The organism is Promicromonospora sp. NFX87, from assembly GCF_048564965.1.
GTDB lineage: Bacteria > Actinomycetota > Actinomycetes > Actinomycetales > Cellulomonadaceae > Promicromonospora.
Window position 1 is genome coordinate 828,669 of record NZ_CP183413.1, and the last position, 17,794, is coordinate 846,462.

Genomic DNA, 17,794 nt, shown 5'->3' on the forward strand with positions numbered 1-17,794 from the left:
TTTAATCACTTGATTAAAGCGACTGATCAAACTGACCGATCGCATCGAGCGACCGCGACCCGTGCAGCCCGCCGGGTGACGACCCCGGAGGCCACCGTGCACGAGCCCACCAACGAGCCCACGAACGAGCCGGCCGGCGCCCCCGTGCACCCGCCCCGGGAGATCGATCCGGACCCGCACCGGCACGACCGCCGCGACCTGCGGTCCGATGCGCAGTGGGACGCCGATCCCGAGCCGCTCCGTGCCCCGCACCCTCCACTGGCGCCCGAGGCGCGCCGCGCCCGGCTCCTGCTGGCCGGGATCGCCCTCGCGCTGTTCGCCGCCATGCTCGTGGCCAAGCTCCTCGACTCGGCGGGCGCGCAGCAGACCGCCCTCTTCTACGTGGGCATCCCGGCGGTCATCGCCCTCACCGTGATCCTCACCGCCCGGCCCAGGAGCGCGGTCGGCACCGCCCTGGCCACCACGACGGTGGGGCTCGCGCTCGCGGGTCCGCTCCTGAACGAGGGGATCGTGTGCCTGGTCATCGCGGCGCCGCTGTTCTACGGCGTCGCGGCGCTCGTCGGCGGGATCGTCCAGAAGGCCCGCAGCCATCGAGGGCGTGCGATCGCGGCGGCGCCGCTGCTCCTCGTGCTGGTGGCCGAGGGGATCGGCGGGTTCAGCCTGCTGCCGCGGGAGGACGCCGGCGTCGCGACCGTCGTCGTGCAGGCGACGCCCGAGCAGGTGGCCGCCGCCCTGGCCGCCCCGCCCGCCTACGGGGAGTTCGAGGCGCCGTTCCTGCGCGCCGTCCCGTTCCCCGAGCCGGTGTCCGCCACGGGGCACGGGCTCAGGATCGGCGACGAACGGCACGTCACCTTCACCCCGCGGCGCAGCCTCGGGATCGACGCGGGGACGACGCCGCGAGCGATGTCGCTGCGCGTCGCGCAGTCCCAGGTGTCCGACGGCGGGGGCCATGTGCGGCTCGACGTCACCTCGGACACGACCCTCGCCCGCTGGATGGACCTGCACGCCGCTGACGTCACGTGGGAGGCGGCCGGTGCCGGCCGGACCCGGGTCACCTGGGCGCTGGAGTACACGCGCACCTTCGACCCGTCCTGGTACTTCGGCCCGATCCAGCACTACGCATCAGGCCTGGCCGCCGACTACCTGATCGACACGTTCGCGGCCACCGCGGAGCGGGCGGACGCGTGACGGGCCTGCTCGACCCGGGCACAGCAGCCGTCGTCGTGCGCGGAGCGGCGGTGGCCGGGCCGCTGCTGGTGCTGGTCGCCCTCTGCGTCCGGCGGACGCCGAGCCCGCGCGCGGTCGGCGCCGCTGTCACCGCGACGGCGTGGGCCGTACTGCTGCTCCTGCCGCTGAACGTCGCGGCGTCCTCGTTCGGCTGGTGGACGTTCCACGCGACGGGCGCCGTCTGGTTCGGCGTGCCGGTCGACCTCTGGCTCGGCTGGTCGCTGCTCTGGGGGGCGGTACCCGCCCTGGTCCTCAGTCAGCTCCGCGCCGAGCAGGGCAGAGGGGCCGGGACTCTCGTGGTCCTGACCGCAGCGCTGGTCTGGCTGGACCTGGCGCTCATGCCGCTCGGCGAGCCGGTGGTCGTGCTCGGCGGTCACTGGCTGGTCGGCGAGGCGCTGGGCGTCGCGACCGCCCTGGTGCCGGCACTGCTCCTGGCTCGCTGGACCCTGCGCCGGACCCACGTGGTGCTCCGGGCGTGGGGGCAGGCCGTCTGGGCCGGCGGACTGCTGCTCGCCCTGCCGGTGCTCGCCCTCTCGCCCGAGTCGCGGTGGCCCGCACCGGTCACGTCGATCGGCGTCCAGCTCACACTGCTCGTCTGCCTGCCCGGCCTGGCCGCGATGCGGGAGCTCGCCGCCGTCGGGCGTGGGACGCCCCTCCCGTACGACCCGCCGTCGCGCCTGGTCACGTCCGGGCCCTACGCGTACGTGCGCAACCCGATGCAGGCCACCATCGCCGCCTCGTACGCGGGGCTTGCGCTGACCTTCGGCGAGCCCGCCCTTCTCCTCGGCACCCTGATCGCCGTCGGATACTCGGCAGGGCTGGGCGAATGGCACGAGGGGGAGCAGCTTGAGCAGGCGTTCGGGCCGCCGTACCAGGCGTACCGCGCCGCTGTGCGGCCGTGGCTGCCGCGGTGGCGTCCGGCGTCCGTGCTCCCGGCCGCGACGCTGTGGGTCGCCGCCGACTGCGTGGAGTGCACGGGCGTCGCCCGCTGGTTCGCGCGCCGCAGCCCGGTCAGCCTCGAGATCCGGCCGGCCGCCGATCACCCGGAGGTCCTGTACCGGATCACCTACGAGGCGCCCGCCATGCGCGCGCCCGCCATACGCGCGCCCGCCATACGCGCGCAAGGCGTCGCCGCCGTCGCCCGCGCGCTGGCGCACGTACATCTCGGCTGGGCGCTCGCGGGCTGGGCGATCGACCTCCCCGGAGTGCGCCACTTCGGCCAGCTGGGCGCCGACGCGTTCGGGGCAGGGCCGCGCCCGTCCCGCCCGGCGACCTGCGCGTCGGGTGTCGCGGGCGGGCCCCGGGCAGTCGTGACGTCGTCCGCCCGGCCCTGAACTATTAAGGTGACCAGTTGACAACTTTTGCTTGACTACCGGCAGAAGTCCCTCGTAGGTTCTAGCCCGCAGGGTCAACGCCGACCGAGGAGTACTGATGAGACAACGTGGAACCAGAATCCGCGCGAGACAGGCAGGCGCAGGCGCGACTGCCGTAGCACTGACAGCGGTGATGCTGTCGGGAACCGTCCCCTTCGCGTCGGCAGCGGACGATCTGCCGCCGCAGGAACCCGGCGTCACCCTGAGGACCTACGACCTGGCGCGCGACCTGAGCGAGCTGTGCACGCTCCGCTCCGGCCAGACGCCGAACGTGGACCAGCTCAAGCCGACCATCGACTACTCGACGGAGGCCGACTTCGGCATGGGCGAGCGCTTCATCGCGCACGCGCTCGCGAACCTGTCGGTGCCGTCCGCAGGGAACTACGAGTTCCGGCTCACCAGCGACGACGGCTCGCGCCTCGTGATCGACGACGCCGAGGTCATCGACAACGACGGCCTGCACGGCGCGGAGTCGAAGGAGGGCACCGTCGCTCTCGAGGCGGGGTTCCACGACCTGCGCGTGGAGTACTTCGACAACACCAACGACAACATCCTGCGGCTCGAGTGGCGCCCGCCGGGCACGGCGGACTTCGTCGTCGTCCCCGAGAGCGTGCTGAGCACCGAGGCCGGCGTCGTGCGAGTGACCGCCCCGGGCACCAAGTACTGCGAGGGCCAGGACGACTCGGCGGGCGATGGCATGCGCCTCGACGCCGTGCACCCGGGCTACACGCTCACCGACCTGCGGCCCGATGGCTTCGAGCCCATGGTCGCCGGGCTCGACTGGACCGACGACGACCGCCTCGCCGTGGTCACGTCCGGCTCGGTGAGCCCCGGTGGCTGGGTCGAGGACCCCGAGCCGGGCGAGGTGTTCCTCCTCGACAACGTGACGGGCGAGACCTCGAAGGACCAGGTGACCTACGAGAAGGTCGCCACGGACCTGTTCAACCCCATGGGCATCGCCGTGATCGGCGAGTCCATCTACGTCTCGGAGCGGGACAAGCTCACCGAGCTCACGGACCCCGACGGCGACGGCTTCTACGACGACCACCGCACGGTGGCCGAGTGGCCCTTCGGCGGCAACTTCCACGAGTTCGCCTTCGGCCTGCTGCACGACAAGAAGTACTTCTACGTGAACCTGTCGGTCGCCATCAACAACGGTGGCGCGACCACGGACCCGCAGCCCGCCGAGAACCGCGGCACCGCGATCAAGGTGGACCGTCGGACCGGTGAGGTCAGCTACGTCGCCGGCGGCCTGCGCACGCCGAACGGCATGGTCAAGGGCCCGGACGGCGAGCTCTTCGTGATGGACAACCAGGGCGCCTGGCTGCCCAGCTCGAAGCTCGTGCACGTCGAGCAGGGCAAGTTCTTCAACCACTTCACCAACCCGGCCGGCCCGTACGACGACCAGCCCGTCTCGCCGCCCGCCCTGTGGGTGCCGCAGAACGAGATCGGCAACTCGCCCAGCTCGCCCGTGCAGCTGGACGAGGGGCCGTTCGAGGACCAGCTCGTGTTCGGCGACGTCACCTACGGCGGCCTCCAGCGCGGCTTCCTCGAGAAGGTCGAGGGCGAGTACCAGGGTGCGGTGTTCCGGCACTCGGCAGGCCTGGAGGCGGGCGTCAACCGCACCGTCGTCGGACCCGACGGCGCCCTGTACGTCGGCGGGATCGGCGAGGGCGGCAACTGGAGCGAGCCGGGCAAGCTGCGCTACGGCCTGCAGAAGCTCACGCCCAACGGCGAGGACGCCTTCGACATGACCGAGATGCGGGTCACCAGGAAGGGCTTCGAGGTCGAGTACACGCAGCCGCTCTCCGCGGAGACGGTGGCGAAGATCGCCGAGAACCCCAACGCGGCGTTCCGGATGGACCACTGGCGCTACGTGCCGACCCGCAGCTACGGCGGGCCGAAGATCGACGAGCGGCCGCTGTTCGTCGCGGGCGCCAAGGTCTCGCGCGACCGCACGAAGGTGACGCTCACCGTGGACGGCCTCGAGCCGGGACGCGTGGTGCACCTGCGCAGCCCGCGCCCGTTCGCGGACGCCGAGGGCCGCGAGCTGTGGAACACCGAGGCCTGGTACACGCTCAACGCGATCCCCGGCTACAAGGCTCCGGCCGAGCAGGGGTACCTGGAGGCGGAGGAGGCCTCGCTGCGCGGCAGCGCGAACGTGGCCACCGAGCACAGCGGCTACTCCGGCTCCGGCTTCGCCGCCGGGTTCGGCCAGGTGGGCGCCTCGGCGACCTTCACGGCCGACGTCCGCCGCGGTGGCAACCAGCCGGTGAGCCTGCGGTACTCGAACGGACCCAACCCGTTCGAGGGCACCAAGACGGTGTCGGTGCTGGTCAACGGCGAGGAGGTCGAGCCGTGGGCGCTGGGGTCGACAGGTGACTGGAAGACCTGGGCGACGGCGACGCGCGACCTGCCGCTGCGCAAGGGCGTCAACACCATCACGCTGCGCTACGACGCCGACGACGACGGCAACGTCAACCTCGACGTCCTCACGGTCGGTGGCGTCCAGGACATCTGCCGGCCCGGGAAGTACGAGCGCGGCTACCGTGCCCTGTTCGACGGCACCACGGCGTCGCTCGAGGGCTGGCGACTGGCGGGCGCGGGCTCGTTCGGCCGTCAGGCCGACTGCTCGATCCGCAGCACGGGTGGCATGGGGCTGCTCTGGCACACCGGCCAGGAGCTGGGCACGTACAGCCTCAAGCTGGACTGGAAGCTCGTGAAGGACGACAACGGCGGCATCTTCGTCGGCTTCCCGAACCCCGGGAACGACCCGTGGGTCGCCGTCAACCAGGGTTACGAGATCCAGGTCGACGCGAGCGACGAGCCCGACCGCACGACCGGGTCGATCTACACCTTCCAGGGTGCGGACCCGGACGCCGTGGAGCAGGCGCTGAAGCCCGTGGGCTCGTGGAACTCCTACGAGATCCGCGTGGTGGGGCAGAACATCAAGGTCCTGCTCAACGGGGTGCTGGTGAACGACTTCGACAGCACCGACCCCGCGCGTGACCTCGCTCAGGGGTACGTGGGTCTCCAGAACCACGGCGGCGGGGAGACGATCTACTACCGCGACGTCCGGGTCAAGGACCTGGGCTGACCCTCCGGGATCCGCGAAGTAGAGCGCCTGTCCGGCTCTCGCTGGCAAAACGCCAGGGAGAGCCGGACAGGCGCTCTACTTCGCGGATCTGTCTGGTGCGGAGCTGTCTGGTCCTACGCGACCAGGCGGTCCACCGCTTCCGCGGAGAGGGCCTGGTCCACCGCCATGGCGCTCGCCCCCAGGACGCCGGCCTGCGGCCCCGTCCGCGCGGTGACGATGCGCAGGTGCTGCGTCGCCAGGGGCAGGGACCGCTGGTAGACGACCTCGCGGATGCCGGCCACGATGTGCTCGCCGGCGTCGGCCAGGATGCCGCCGATGACGATCATCGACGGGTTGAGCAGGCTGACGCTCGTGGCGAGCACGGCGCCGATGTCCCGGCCGGCCTGGCGCACGGCCTGGCTCGCGGCGACGTCGCCGGCCCGCACCATGGCGACGACGTCGGCGGGGGTCGTAGCGCCCTCGAGGGCGTTCGCGACGGCGAGCCCGCTCGCGATCGCCTCCAGGCAGCCGATGTTGCCGCACCGGCAGACGACGTCGGTCACGCCCGGCACCGCGACGTGCCCGATGTCGCCGGCCGAGCCCTGGGCGCCGCGCCTCAGGGCGCCGTCGGCGATGATGCCCGCGCCGATACCCGTGGCGACCTTCACGAACAGGAGGTCCGCGACGTCGGGCCAGGCGGCGCGGTGCTCGCCGAGGGCCATGATGTTGACGTCGTTGTCCACGAGCACCGGCGCGTGGAACCGCGCGCCGAGGATGCCGGGGACGTCGGCGTCGTCCCAGCCGGGCATGATCGGCGGGTTGTTCGGCTTGCCGGTGGCGTGCTCGACGGGCCCGGGCAGGCCGACGCCGACCCCGGCGAGCTCGCTGGGGGAGCGGCCGGCCTCGTGCAGCAGCTCGGCACCCGTCCGCGCGACCTGGTCGAGCACCAGCTCGGGCCCGTCGGTGATCAGCAGGGGCAGGTCGCGGTGCGCGAGCACCGTGGAGGCGAGGTCCGTCACGGCGAGCCGCGCGTGCGTCGCGCCGAGGTCCACCCCGAGCACCACCCGGGCCGACGGCGCGAACGCGAAGGTCGCCGGCGGGCGGCCACCGGTAGAGGACGCCTCACCCGCGGGAGCGATGAGCCCCGCCGTCATGAGCAGGTCGATGCGTGCCGCGACGGTCGAGCGGGCCTGGCCCGTCACCGCCGCTAGATCGGCTCGCGTGCGAGGCCGTCCGTCGCGCAAGAGCTGGAACATGTCCCCCGCTCCAGAGACCTTGGGCGCCTGCTGAATCACTTCCCGTGCCACTTCCACCATGCCTCTAGTCAATCATGGCGGGCGAAGTCACGACTTTTGCTTGACGGTCGGCAAAAGTCCCTCTACGTTCGATACATGGTCGACGTGGACCCCCAGCGGGCAGAGCAACGGGACGAGCAGCCCCTGCTGCGTATGCGTGGCATCGTGAAGCAATTTCCCGGCGCGCGGGCGCTCGACGGCGTGGACCTCGAGGTCCTCCCCGGCGAGGTGCACTGCCTGCTGGGTCAGAACGGGGCTGGCAAGTCCACCCTGATCAAGGTCCTGGCCGGGGCGCACCAGCCCACCGAGGGCGAGATCCTGCTCGACGAGGAACCGGTGACGATCTCGGACCCGGTCGCCGCGCTCAACCTCGGCATCGCGACCATCTACCAGGAGCTGGACGTCGTCGACGGGCTCACCGTCGCCGAGAACATCTACCTCGGGCACGAGCTCGCGCGGGGCGGCGTGACGCGCCGGTCCGAGGCGGCCCGCAACACCCGGGAGATCCTCAAGCGGCTGGGCCACCCGGAGATCTCGCCCCACCGCGAGGTGGGCAGCCTCCCCGCGGCGGGCAAGCAGATCGTCTCGCTGGCCCGCGCGCTGTCCCGGGACGCGCGCGTCGTCATCATGGACGAGCCGTCCGCCGTGCTGGACTCCGAGGAGGTCGAGAACCTCCACCGCATCGTGCGTGAGCTCACCGCCGACGGCGTCGCCGTCGTCTACATCTCGCACCGGCTGGAGGAGATCCGCCAGCTCGGCGACCGGATCACCGTGATCAAGGACGGCCGGACCGTGGCGACGAGCCTGCTGGTCGCGGACACCCCGACGGACGAGCTGATCCGTCTCATGACCGGCCGCTCGGTCGAGTACGCCTTTCCGGAGCGCCCCGGTGTCCCGGAGGACGCCGCACCCGTGCTGGAGGTCGAGGGTCTCGGCCTCGGCGACGTCTTCAAGGACGTCTCCCTCACGGTCCGGGCCGGCGAGATCGTCGGCCTGGCGGGCCTGGTGGGCTCTGGCCGCTCCGAGATCCTGGAGACCGTCTACGGGGCCCGGCGCTCGACGTCGGGCACCGTTCGCCTGGGTGGCAAGCGCCTGGGGACCGGGGTGCACGCGGCGGTTGCCGCGGGGATCGGGCTGTGCCCCGAGGAGCGCAAGAGCCAGGGCCTGCTCCTGGACGAGCCCGTGTACCGGAACATCACGCTGTCCACCTTCGCGCGCTTCGCGCGTGGGGGACTCCTCGACGAGGGGGCCGAGCGCGCCGCGGCGCGCGAGCAGATCGAGGCCCTCGACCTGCGGCCCGCCTCCGCGGACCGCGACGCCCGCACCCTGTCCGGCGGCAACCAGCAGAAGGCGCTGCTGGCGCGCTGGCTGGTGCACGGCTGCCGCGTCCTGCTGCTCGACGAGCCCACTCGCGGCGTCGACGTCGGGGCGCGTGCCGAGATCTACACGTTGATCCGCCGCCTGGCCGACGACGGCGCCGCCGTGGTCGTCGTCTCCAGCGAGATCCCTGAGGTGCTCGGCCTCGCGGACCGCGTACTGGTCATCTCCGACGGCAGGACGGTCCATGAAGGCCCGGCCGAAGACATCGACGAGCACGCCGTGCTCGACCTGGTCATGGAAGGAAGTGCCGCGTGAGCGGACGATCGGCCCTCATGGGCCCAGCCCTGCGGATGGGTGGCCTCGTGGCCGCCCTCATCCTGCTCGTCGTCGTCGGCGTGGTGACCGGTGGCGAGCGGTTCGTGAGCTTCGGCAACGTCACGACGATCCTGAGCCTCGCGGCGGTGACCGGCGTGGTGAGCATCGGCATGACGTTCGTCATCACGTCCGGTGGTATCGACCTGTCGGTCGGCGCGGTGCTCGCCCTGGCCTCGGTCTGGGCCTCGACCCTGTCCACCCAGTACCTGGCGCAGGACTACGGCTGGTGGGTCATCGTGGTGACCGCGCTGGCCGTCGGGCTCGTCGCGGGCCTCATCAACGGCCTGATCATCGCGTACGGCAAGGTGCCGGCGTTCATGGCGACCCTCGCGATGCTGGCCGCCGCTCGCGGCCTCGCGGAGCTCATCGCCGGACGGCGCACGCAGATCCTCGACGACCTGGAGCCGTTCTTCGACGTGTTCCAGGCCCGGCCGCTGGGCGTGCCCGTGATCGTGTGGATCTTCGTGGTGGTCGCGGCCGTCGGCTGGTTCCTGCTGAACCGCACGACGTTCGGGCGGCGCACCGTCGCCATCGGCGGCAACCCCGAGGCCTCCCGCCTGGCGGGCATCAAGATCAAGCGGCACACCCTGTACCTGTACGGCCTCTCCGGCCTGACGGCGGGCATCGGCGCCGTGATCCTGCTGGCCAGGACCACCTCCGGCTCCTCGACGCACGGGACGCTCCTCGAGCTCGACACCATCGCGGCGGTCGTCGTGGGCGGCACCCTGCTGGCCGGCGGGCGCGGCACCATCACGGGCACCGTGCTGGGCGTCCTGATCTTCTCGACGCTCACCAACGTGTTCGTCATCAACAACCTCGACAGCTCGGTCCAGGCGATCGCCAAGGGCGCGATCATCGTGGGCGCCGTGCTGCTGCAGCAGTGGTTCGCCTCGCGTGAGAAGGCGACGAGCACGTGAGCCCCGTGCCACCCGGCGGCGCGCCCGCCGGCAATCGTTCAAGCCAAGTCGTTCCAGTCAACCCAGACAAGCTCGACCCCAGATCAAGGGAGATCACCATGACCTCGTCCACCGCAGTACGCACGCGCAGGGTCTCCGGCGCCTTCATCGCAGCGGCCTGTGCCGCACTGGTCGTCACCGGCTGCGTCAGCAACGAGCCGCGTGACGAGGAGACGGCCGCTACCGGCCCCGTCACGACCACCGAGAACGACGAGCCCGGCGACGAGGTCGTCATCGGCTTCTCCGCCCCGGCCGCCGACCACGGCTGGATGGGCGCGATCACCTCGGCGGCCGAGGCCGAGGCCGAGAAGTACGAGGACGTGGAGCTGCGCGTCGCCGAGGGCACCAACGACGTCAACGTGCAGATCAGCCAGATCGAAGGCTTCATCAACGACGGCGTCGACGCCATCGTGCTCCTGCCGTTCGACGGTGCCGCCCTCACCGACGTGGCGCTCGACGCCATGGAGGCCGGCATCCCCGTCATCAACGTGGACCGTGAGTTCAGCAGCCCGTTCGCCGCGCGCACCACCGTGCTGGGCGACAACTACGGCATGGGCGTGAGCGCCGGCACCTACATCTGCGAGCAGCTGGGCGACAACCCGGACGCCGTGGTCGCCGAGATCGCGGGCATCGACGCCCTGCCGCTGACGACGGACCGCAGCGACGGCTTCAAGGACGCGCTCGAGGACTGCGGTCTCGACGTCGACGCCCGCGTCGCCGCCGACTTCACGGTCGAGGGCGGCGAGGAGGCGACCGCCAACCTGCTGTCCGCCGAGCCGGAGATCGACGCCATCTGGAACCACGACGACGACCAGGGTGTCGGCGTCATGGCAGCCATCGAGAACGCAGGCCGCGACGAGTTCTTCCTGGTGGGCGGCGCGGGGTCGCGCAACATGATGGAGGAGATCCAGTCCGGCGACAGCGTGGTCCAGGCCACGGTCATCTACCCGTCCACCCAGGCCGCCGACGGCGTCAAGCTCGCCCGCCTGATCGCGCAGAACAAGACAGTGGGCGACCTCGCGTCCATCGGCGTGCCGCGCACCGTCCAGCTCTTCGCGCCCGTCGTCACGGCGGACAACGTCGAGGAGTACCTGCCCATCGGCTTCGACTCCTGACGCGGTGGCACATCAGGACGACGCCCGCCGGGGCGTGCGACACGGCAGTGAGACGACAGTGGGGGGAGGCGCGGTATGAGCAGCGTTGAGAACGAGCTCGGGGTCGGCATGGTCGGCTACGCGTTCATGGGGGCGGCACACTCGCAGGCCTGGCGCACGGCGCCGCGGTTCTTCGACCTGGCCCTGGCACCGCGCATGCGCGCGGTGGCGGGGCGGGACGAGGCCGCGGTCCGTGCGGCGGCCGACAAGCTGGGCTGGGACGAGGCGGTCGTCGGGTGGTCCGAGCTGCTGAAGCGGGACGACATCGGCCTGATCGACGTCTGCACGCCCGGTGACACGCACGCCGAGATCGCGATAGCGGCGCTCGAGGCGGGCAAGCACGTCCTGTGCGAGAAGCCGCTGGCCAACAGCGTGGCCGAGGCCGAGACGATGGTCGCGGCGGCCGAGGCCGCCGCGGAGCGTGGCGTGCACGCGATGGTGGGCTTCACCTACCGCCGCGTACCCGCCATCGCCCTGGCCAGGCAGCTGGTCGAGCAGGGGCGGATCGGCCAGGTGCGGCACGTGCGCGCGCAGTACCTGCAGGACTGGATCGCCGACCCGCAGGCGCCGATGTCGTGGCGGCTCGACAAGCAGAAGGCGGGCTCCGGCGCGCTGGGCGACATCGGCGCGCACGTGATCGACCTCGCGCAGTACGTCACGGGCGAGCTGCTCACGGGGGTGAGCGGCCTGCTCGAGACCTTCGTGCACGAGCGCCCGGAGGCGGCGGCGTCGGGGAGCCTGTCGGGCGTTGCCGACACGAGCCGCATGGGCCAGGTCACGGTGGACGACGCCGCGATCTTCCTCGGGCGGATGTCCGGCGGCGGGCTGGCGACCTTCGAGGCGACCAGGTTCGCCTGGGGCCGCAAGAACGCGATCCGGCTGGAGATCAACGGCTCGAAGGGTTCGCTCGCGTTCGACTTCGAGGACATGAACCTCCTGCACTTCTTCGACGCGGCCGACGACGCGGCGACCGCCGGCTTCCGCCGGATCGTCGTCACGGAGCCGGAGCACCCGTACGGCGGCGCCTGGTGGCCGCCGGGGCACGGGCTCGGTTACGAGCACGCGTTCACGCACCAGGTGGTCGACCTCGTCGGTGACCTGGCGGCAGGGCGGCAGCCGACGCCGTCCTTCCGCGACGGTCTGGTGGTCCAGCGGGTGCTGGACGCCGTCGAGCGCAGCGCGGACGGCGGCGGGGGATGGGTGTCGCTGGTCTGAGCTCCCGGCCCGGGGTGGTGCAGAGCACCGCCCCGGGCCGGCGCCCGCACCGCAGCAGTACCGCTAGCAGCACGGCAGTACGGCAGTCGCACCGCAGCAACACATGCACGCACTAGTACTGACCCGACTCGATGAGGAGCTCCAGGTGAGAAACGTGCAACGAACCCGCCGCGTTCTGCGGTCGGTGGTCGTGGCAGCAGCCACGACCGCTCTTGCTGTTCCATTGGCAGTGACGGCCGCCGCACAGCCGGCGCCGGCGCAGCCCGCGCAGGCCCAGGTGGCCGCCGCACCGGGCGAGGCCGCGGCCGAGCCCTTCGACACCCTCGTCTTCTCCAAGACGGCGGGCTTCCGGCACGGTTCGATCCCCGCAGGCATCCAGGCGATCACGCAGCTGGGTGCGGCCAACGACTTCACCGTCACCGCGACAGAGGACGGAGGCGTCTTCACCGACGAGGGCCTCGCCGACTACGAGGTCGTCGTCTTCCTCTCGACGACGGGCGACGTGCTCACCGACGAGCAGCAGGCCGCCTTCGAGCGGTACATCCAGGCCGGCGGCGGCTACGCGGGCATCCACGCGGCGTCCGACACCGAGTACGCGTGGCCCTGGTACGGCGAGCTGGTGGGGGCCTACTTCAACTCCCACCCGCAGAACCAGGACGCCACGGTCAAGGTCGAGGACCACGACCACGCCTCGACGGCGCACCTGCCGGACCGCTGGGACCGCCACGACGAGTGGTACAACTTCCGCACGAACCCGCGCGACGAGGTGCACGTCCTGGCCTCGCTCGACGAGTCCAGCTACTCCGCCGGCACGGGCGCGATGGGTGCCGAGCACCCGATCGCCTGGTGCCAGGAGTACGACGGGGGCCGGTCCTGGTACACCGGCGGCGGGCACACCGACGCCTCGTACACCGAGCCGGAGTTCGTCGAGCACCTGCTGGGCGGTCTGCAGACCGCGGCAGGCGTCGTCGACTCGGACTGTGCCGCGACCCAGAGCGACAGCTACGAGATGGTGCCGCTCGACGAGGACACCGCGAACCCGATGATGCTGGACGTCGCCCCCGACGGGACCGTCTTCTACGTCGAGCGTGACGGCCGCGTCCAGACGATCGACCCGGAGTCGAACACCACGAGCACCGCGGTGACGCTGGAGGTCACCCAGTCCAACGAGGACGGGCTGACCGGCATCGTGCTCGACCCGGACTTCGCGACCAACAGCTGGGTTTACCTGTTCTGGTCCCCGCAGGACGTGGGCGACGACGGCCCGCACAACCGGGTCTCGCGCTTCGAGTACGACGCGGGCGCCGGCACGATCGACCCGGCCTCCGAGGAGACCGTGCTGATCATCCCGACGCAGCGCCAGACGTGCTGCCACGCGGGCGGTGACATGGTCTTCGATCCCGACGGCAACCTCTACGTGGCCACCGGCGACAACACGAACCCGTTCGACTCCCAGGGCTACGCGCCGCTGGACGAGCGGTCCGGACGGGCGAACTACGACTCGCAGCGCACGTCGGCCAACAGCAACGACCTGCGCGGCAAGGTGCTGCGGATCACGCCGCAGGACGACGGCTCGTACACGATCCCCGAGGGGAACATGTTCGCGCCGGGTACGGCGGACACCCTGCCCGAGATCTACGCGATGGGCTTCCGCAACCCGTTCCGGATCGGCGTCGACCCCGCGAACGGAAACGTTCTCGTAGCCGACTACGGCCCGGACGCCGGAGCCGCCAGCGCGACGCGCGGGCCCGCCGGCACGGTCGAGTGGAACGTCGTGAGCGAACCCGGCTTCTACGGCTGGCCGTACTGCACGGGGGCGAACAACGCCTACCGCGACTACGACTTCGCCACGGGGCAGTCGGGTGCGGCGTTCGACTGCGCCGGCGGTCCGGTGAACGACTCGCCGAACAACACCGGCATCACGCAGCTGCCCGCCGCCGTCGAGGCGGAGGTCTGGTACGGGTACGGGACCAACCCGCTGTTCCCCGAGATTGGCGGCGGTGGCGCCCCGATGGGCGGCCCGGTGTACTCCTACGACCCGGAGCTGGAGTCCGACGTCAAGTGGCCGGCCTACTGGGATGGCAAGGCGCTGTTCGGGGAGTGGAACCAGGGGCGGATGTACTCGTTCCAGCTCGCCGGCGAGCAGCGTGACGACCTGGTGGACATCAACCGGGTCCTGCCGCAGATCTTCGACCCGGAGGCCGGGTTCGACCGGCCGATGGACTTCGACTTCGGGCCCGACGGTGCGCTGTACGTCGTCGACTGGGGTTCGGGCTTCGGCGGCAACAACGACAGCTCGGGCGTGTACAAGGTCAACTATGTCGAGGGCGACCCGGCACCCATCGCCCGGGCGTCCGCCGACGTCACCGACGGCCTGGCGCCGCTGACCGTCGAGTTCTCCTCGGAGGGCACCCGCCATCCGGCCGGGGAACCGCTCACGCTGCAGTGGACCTTCGGCGACGGCTCGGCGCCGAGCACCGAGGCGAACCCGACCCACACGTACACCGAGAACGGCCGCTACACGGCCCAGCTCGTCGCCACCGACGCGGACGGGCTGACCGGCGTGGCGAACGTGACGATCGTCGTGGGCAACATCGCCCCCGAGGTGACGATCACCTTCCCGGACGACGGAGGCTTCTTCGAGTGGGGCGACCAGGTGCGGTACGAGGTCGCGATCGACGATCCCGACGGCGAGGTGAACTGCGACAACGTCACGCTGTTCACCCGGCTCGGGCACGCGGGGCACTCCCACCCGTTCGGTGAGCTGACCGGCTGCTCGGGCGTCTTCGACACCGCCCGCGACGAGGGCCACGGCATCGACGCGAACATCTTCTGGGTGATCGAGGCGTTCTACACCGACGACGGCGGCGCAGCGGGCCAACCTCTGACCAGGAACGACCTGCAGGTGCTGCAGCCCAAGCTGATCCAGTCGGAGTTCTTCACCGGCACGGGCCGCGCAGAGGGCATCGGTGACGGCACCGGCGACCCGGGCGTCGTGACCGAGCAGACGGGCGACACCGCCGGTGGCGGCCAGAACATCGGGTTCATCGAACCCGGTGACTACTGGGCCCACGAGCCGCTGAGCCTGGACGGCGTCGACGCGATCTCGCTGCGCGCCGCCTCGGGCGCCGGTGGCGGGGAGGTCTCGGTGCGCTGGGACGCCCCGGACGGCCCGGAGATCGGCCGGATCACCGTGCCGAGTACCCCTGGCTGGCAGCAGTACGTCGACGTCGGCACCGAGCTAACCAACGTGCCCGCCGGCTCGGGTTCGCTGCACTTCGTCCTGCTCTCCGGCGGGATCAACGTCAACTGGATGGAGATCGACGGCCGCGGGGTCGCCGACAACGAACGGCCGGAGGTCGAGCTGACGGTCGACCCGGTCGCGGGCGACGCCCCGCTGACCGTGACGGCCACCGCCGAGGCCACCGACCCCGACGGAACGGGCGACCTGACCTACGCCTGGGACGCCGGACTCGGTGACGGGTTCGTCGACGGTACGTCGTCCTTCGAGCACACCTACGACGAGCCGGGCAGCTACCGGCTCCAGGTGCGGGTCACCGACGAGCGCGGCGCGTACGCCGTCGAGTACGTCATGGTCGAGGTCACCGGGATCGTCCCGGAGCCGGAGCTCTGCCTGTCGGGCCGGTCGGACGACTTCCTCGGTGAGGAGCTCGACCCGGACCGCTGGACCGTGCTCGAACGCAACCAGGACCTGCGGGTCGCCGACGGTCTCCTCACGATCCCGGCGACCGCCACGGACTTCTACGGGACGAACAACACGGCAGTGCCGAACGTCGTCCTGCAGGACCTGCCCGACGGTCCGTTCACCGCGACGGCCAAGGTGACCATCCCGGCGCACGCCCAGTACCAGCAGGCCGGTCTGGTGATCTACGGCGACGCGGACAACTACGCGAAGATGGTGCTCCAGGGTCGTTCGGCACCCGCCGACCCGGCCACGCGCATCTTCCAGTACATCCGCGAGGAGGCCGGCGCGCCGAACGAGGTGGCGGACTCCAACACCGCGGCTCTCGGGGCGGCGTACCCGGACACCGTCTACGTACGCCTGGCCAGCAGCGACGGCGAGGACCTGACGGCGTCGTACTCGGCGGACGGCGTGGAGTTCACGGCCATGCCGCAGACCAAGGCGCTCGCGGGCATCGCCGATCCGCAGATCGGGCTGTTCGCGCTCGCCGGCAGCGGCTCGGCGGCCGGCGTCGTGGACGCTCGGTTCGACTGGTTCCACATCACCCCGGACGACACGTCCGCAGCCCCCGGGCCCGCGGACGAGTTCGACGGGGACGCCCTCGACGCCTGCCGCTGGGACGTCGTGCGCGAGGACCCGACGGGCTACCGGGTGACCGGTGGCGCGCTGGAGATCGACACGACGGCGACGGACATCTACACCGGCGACAACACCGACACGCCGAACATCGTCGTGCAGGACCTGCCGGAGGACGACTGGACCGTCGAGACGCTGGTGGACGGGTCGAGCTTCGACCAGCAGTACCAGCAGGGCGGCCTGATCGTGTACGGGGACGACGACAACTACGTCAAGCTCGACCTCGTGACCGACAACGCTCCGGGCAGCGCCGTCACACAGCGCATCGAGCTGCGTAGCGAGGTCGATGCGGTGATACAGGACCCGCAGCCGGGCGCGAACGGCCTCACGTCACGCGTGTGGCACCTGCGGCTGTCGAAGGCCGGGTCCTCCTTCACCGGTGAGTACAGCGCGGACGGCGAGGAGTGGACCGCTCTCGCCGAGCCGGTGACGCACGAGGGTCTGCAGGACGCCCGGGTGGGTCTGTTCGCACTCGGCGGCCCGCAGCAGTCGGTCGCCACGGCGTCGTTCGACTACTTCCGGGTAGCGGGCGCGGCCGAGCCGCTCGAGGTGACCGGCTCGCTGTCGCCGGCTGAGCCGGACGGTCCGGACGGGCAGTGGCTCGGGCCGGTGACGGTCACCGTGGAGACCACGGGCGGTCCGGAGGGCGCCACGGTGTACCGGGAGGTCAACGTCGACGACGACGGCTGGACCGAGTACACCGCACCGGTGGAGATCTCGACGTTCGGCGCCCACACCGTCCAGGTGCGGGCCTCGGCGGACGGCGAGACCGTGGTCGGCGAGACCATCGAGTTCACCATCTTCGAACCGCAGCTGACCGAGGCGACGCCCGCGGTCGACGTCGTGCAGCCGACCTGCCACTACAACCAGTCGGGTGCCGAGGTCGTCACCGGCGGTGCGCTGGTCACCGCCGAGGTGGAGGGCGTGCGGTCCTACGTCGTGCGGGAGTGGGTGGACGGCGCCGCCGGTGACGTCGTCGACGACCTGGACGACGTGGCTCCCGGGAGGTACCGGATCGTGGCCCGGCCGGCCGAGGGATACGTCCTCCTCGGCGAGGACGGCTGGCGGGTCCGGGACAACGGGAACGCCATCCTGTTCGTGACGCTCGAGCAGCCGGAGTGCCCCGACCCCAGCACGCCTGACGTCGTGGTGACGGCGGCGACGTGCGACGACGGTGGCTCGATCGTCCCGGTGGTCCTCCCCGGGGTGCGCAGCTACGTCGTGCACAACTGGGTCGACGGCGAGGCGGACGGCAAGCCGCGCAACCTGCGCGACCTCGCCGCGGGTGACTACCGCGTGATCGCCACACCGGCCAAGGGCGCCGAGCTGACGGCGGCCGGGGACTGGGTGCTCAGCCCGTCCGGCAAGGCGTACGTCATCGTGACCGTCGAGGAGGAGTGCGACAGCTGAGCGACCTGGGGCGTGCACCGGCCCCCGGTGCACGCCCCACCGCACCATGGCCCG

At 71.3% G+C, this 17,794-nt stretch carries 9 protein-coding genes; 8 read left to right on the forward strand and 1 reads right to left on the reverse strand.

Translation table 11 applies throughout. From position 1 onward, the window contains the following. The first annotated feature begins 75 nt into the window (after positions 1–75). From ACNYC2_RS03730 to ACNYC2_RS03740, 3 genes are all read left to right on the forward strand, one after another. Positions 76–1,188, forward strand: a complete 1,113-nt coding sequence (locus ACNYC2_RS03730) for a hypothetical protein (protein WP_419705745.1) — start codon at positions 76–78, stop codon at positions 1,186–1,188. Further along, positions 1,185–2,561 (forward strand): methyltransferase family protein, encoded by a 1,377-nt coding sequence (locus ACNYC2_RS03735; protein WP_419705746.1) that lies wholly within the window; start codon positions 1,185–1,187, stop codon positions 2,559–2,561. The genes ACNYC2_RS03730 and ACNYC2_RS03735 overlap by 4 nt, the downstream gene beginning before the upstream one ends. Before the next feature lie 172 nt (positions 2,562–2,733). Beyond that, positions 2,734–5,697: a family 16 glycoside hydrolase gene (locus ACNYC2_RS03740; protein ID WP_419707768.1), complete on the forward strand. Its 2,964-nt coding sequence runs from the start codon at positions 2,734–2,736 to the stop codon at positions 5,695–5,697. Between the two features lie 113 nt (positions 5,698–5,810). On the opposite strand, the gene ACNYC2_RS03745 is transcribed toward ACNYC2_RS03740, so the two are convergent. Beyond that, positions 5,811–6,932, reverse strand: a complete 1,122-nt coding sequence (locus tag ACNYC2_RS03745) for an ROK family protein (protein ID WP_419705747.1) — start codon at positions 6,930–6,932, stop codon at positions 5,811–5,813. 192 nt (positions 6,933–7,124) lie between these two features. Between ACNYC2_RS03745 and ACNYC2_RS03750 the strand changes: the two genes are divergently transcribed. From ACNYC2_RS03750 to ACNYC2_RS03770, 5 genes are all read left to right on the forward strand, one after another. Next, positions 7,125–8,606: a sugar ABC transporter ATP-binding protein gene (locus ACNYC2_RS03750; RefSeq protein ID WP_419707769.1), complete on the forward strand. Its 1,482-nt coding sequence runs from the start codon at positions 7,125–7,127 to the stop codon at positions 8,604–8,606. A gap of 17 nt (positions 8,607–8,623) precedes the next feature. Then, the gene (locus ACNYC2_RS03755) at positions 8,624–9,583 is read left to right on the forward strand and encodes an ABC transporter permease (protein ID WP_419707770.1); all 960 of its coding nucleotides are present in this window, start codon (positions 8,624–8,626) and stop codon (positions 9,581–9,583) included. A gap of 98 nt (positions 9,584–9,681) precedes the next feature. Next, positions 9,682–10,737: a substrate-binding domain-containing protein gene (locus ACNYC2_RS03760; protein ID WP_419705748.1), complete on the forward strand. Its 1,056-nt coding sequence runs from the start codon at positions 9,682–9,684 to the stop codon at positions 10,735–10,737. 75 nt (positions 10,738–10,812) lie between these two features. Next, positions 10,813–11,991 carry a Gfo/Idh/MocA family protein gene (locus ACNYC2_RS03765; RefSeq protein ID WP_419705749.1) on the forward strand — a complete coding sequence of 393 codons (1,179 nt, stop codon included), beginning with the start codon at positions 10,813–10,815 and terminating at the stop codon, positions 11,989–11,991. 154 nt (positions 11,992–12,145) lie between these two features. Continuing rightward, complete coding sequence (locus ACNYC2_RS03770) at positions 12,146–17,740, forward strand: ThuA domain-containing protein (protein ID WP_419705750.1); 5,595 nt, start codon at positions 12,146–12,148, stop codon at positions 17,738–17,740. Positions 17,741–17,794: the final 54 nt, after the last annotated feature.

Bases quoted from the DNA above. Each gene is read 5' to 3' on its own strand.
- ACNYC2_RS03750 (WP_419707769.1), top strand. From the start codon at position 7,125: ATGCGTGGCATCGTGAAGCAATTTCCCGGCGCGCGGGCGCTCGACGGC.
- ACNYC2_RS03765 (WP_419705749.1), top strand. From the start codon at position 10,813: ATGAGCAGCGTTGAGAACGAGCTCGGGGTCGGCATGGTCGGCTACGCG.
- ACNYC2_RS03760 (WP_419705748.1), top strand. From the start codon at position 9,682: ATGACCTCGTCCACCGCAGTACGCACGCGCAGGGTCTCCGGCGCCTTC.
- ACNYC2_RS03755 (WP_419707770.1), top strand. From the start codon at position 8,624: ATGGGCCCAGCCCTGCGGATGGGTGGCCTCGTGGCCGCCCTCATCCTG.
- ACNYC2_RS03740 (WP_419707768.1), top strand. From the start codon at position 2,734: ATGCTGTCGGGAACCGTCCCCTTCGCGTCGGCAGCGGACGATCTGCCG.
- ACNYC2_RS03745 (WP_419705747.1), bottom strand. From the start codon at position 6,932: ATGTTCCAGCTCTTGCGCGACGGACGGCCTCGCACGCGAGCCGATCTA.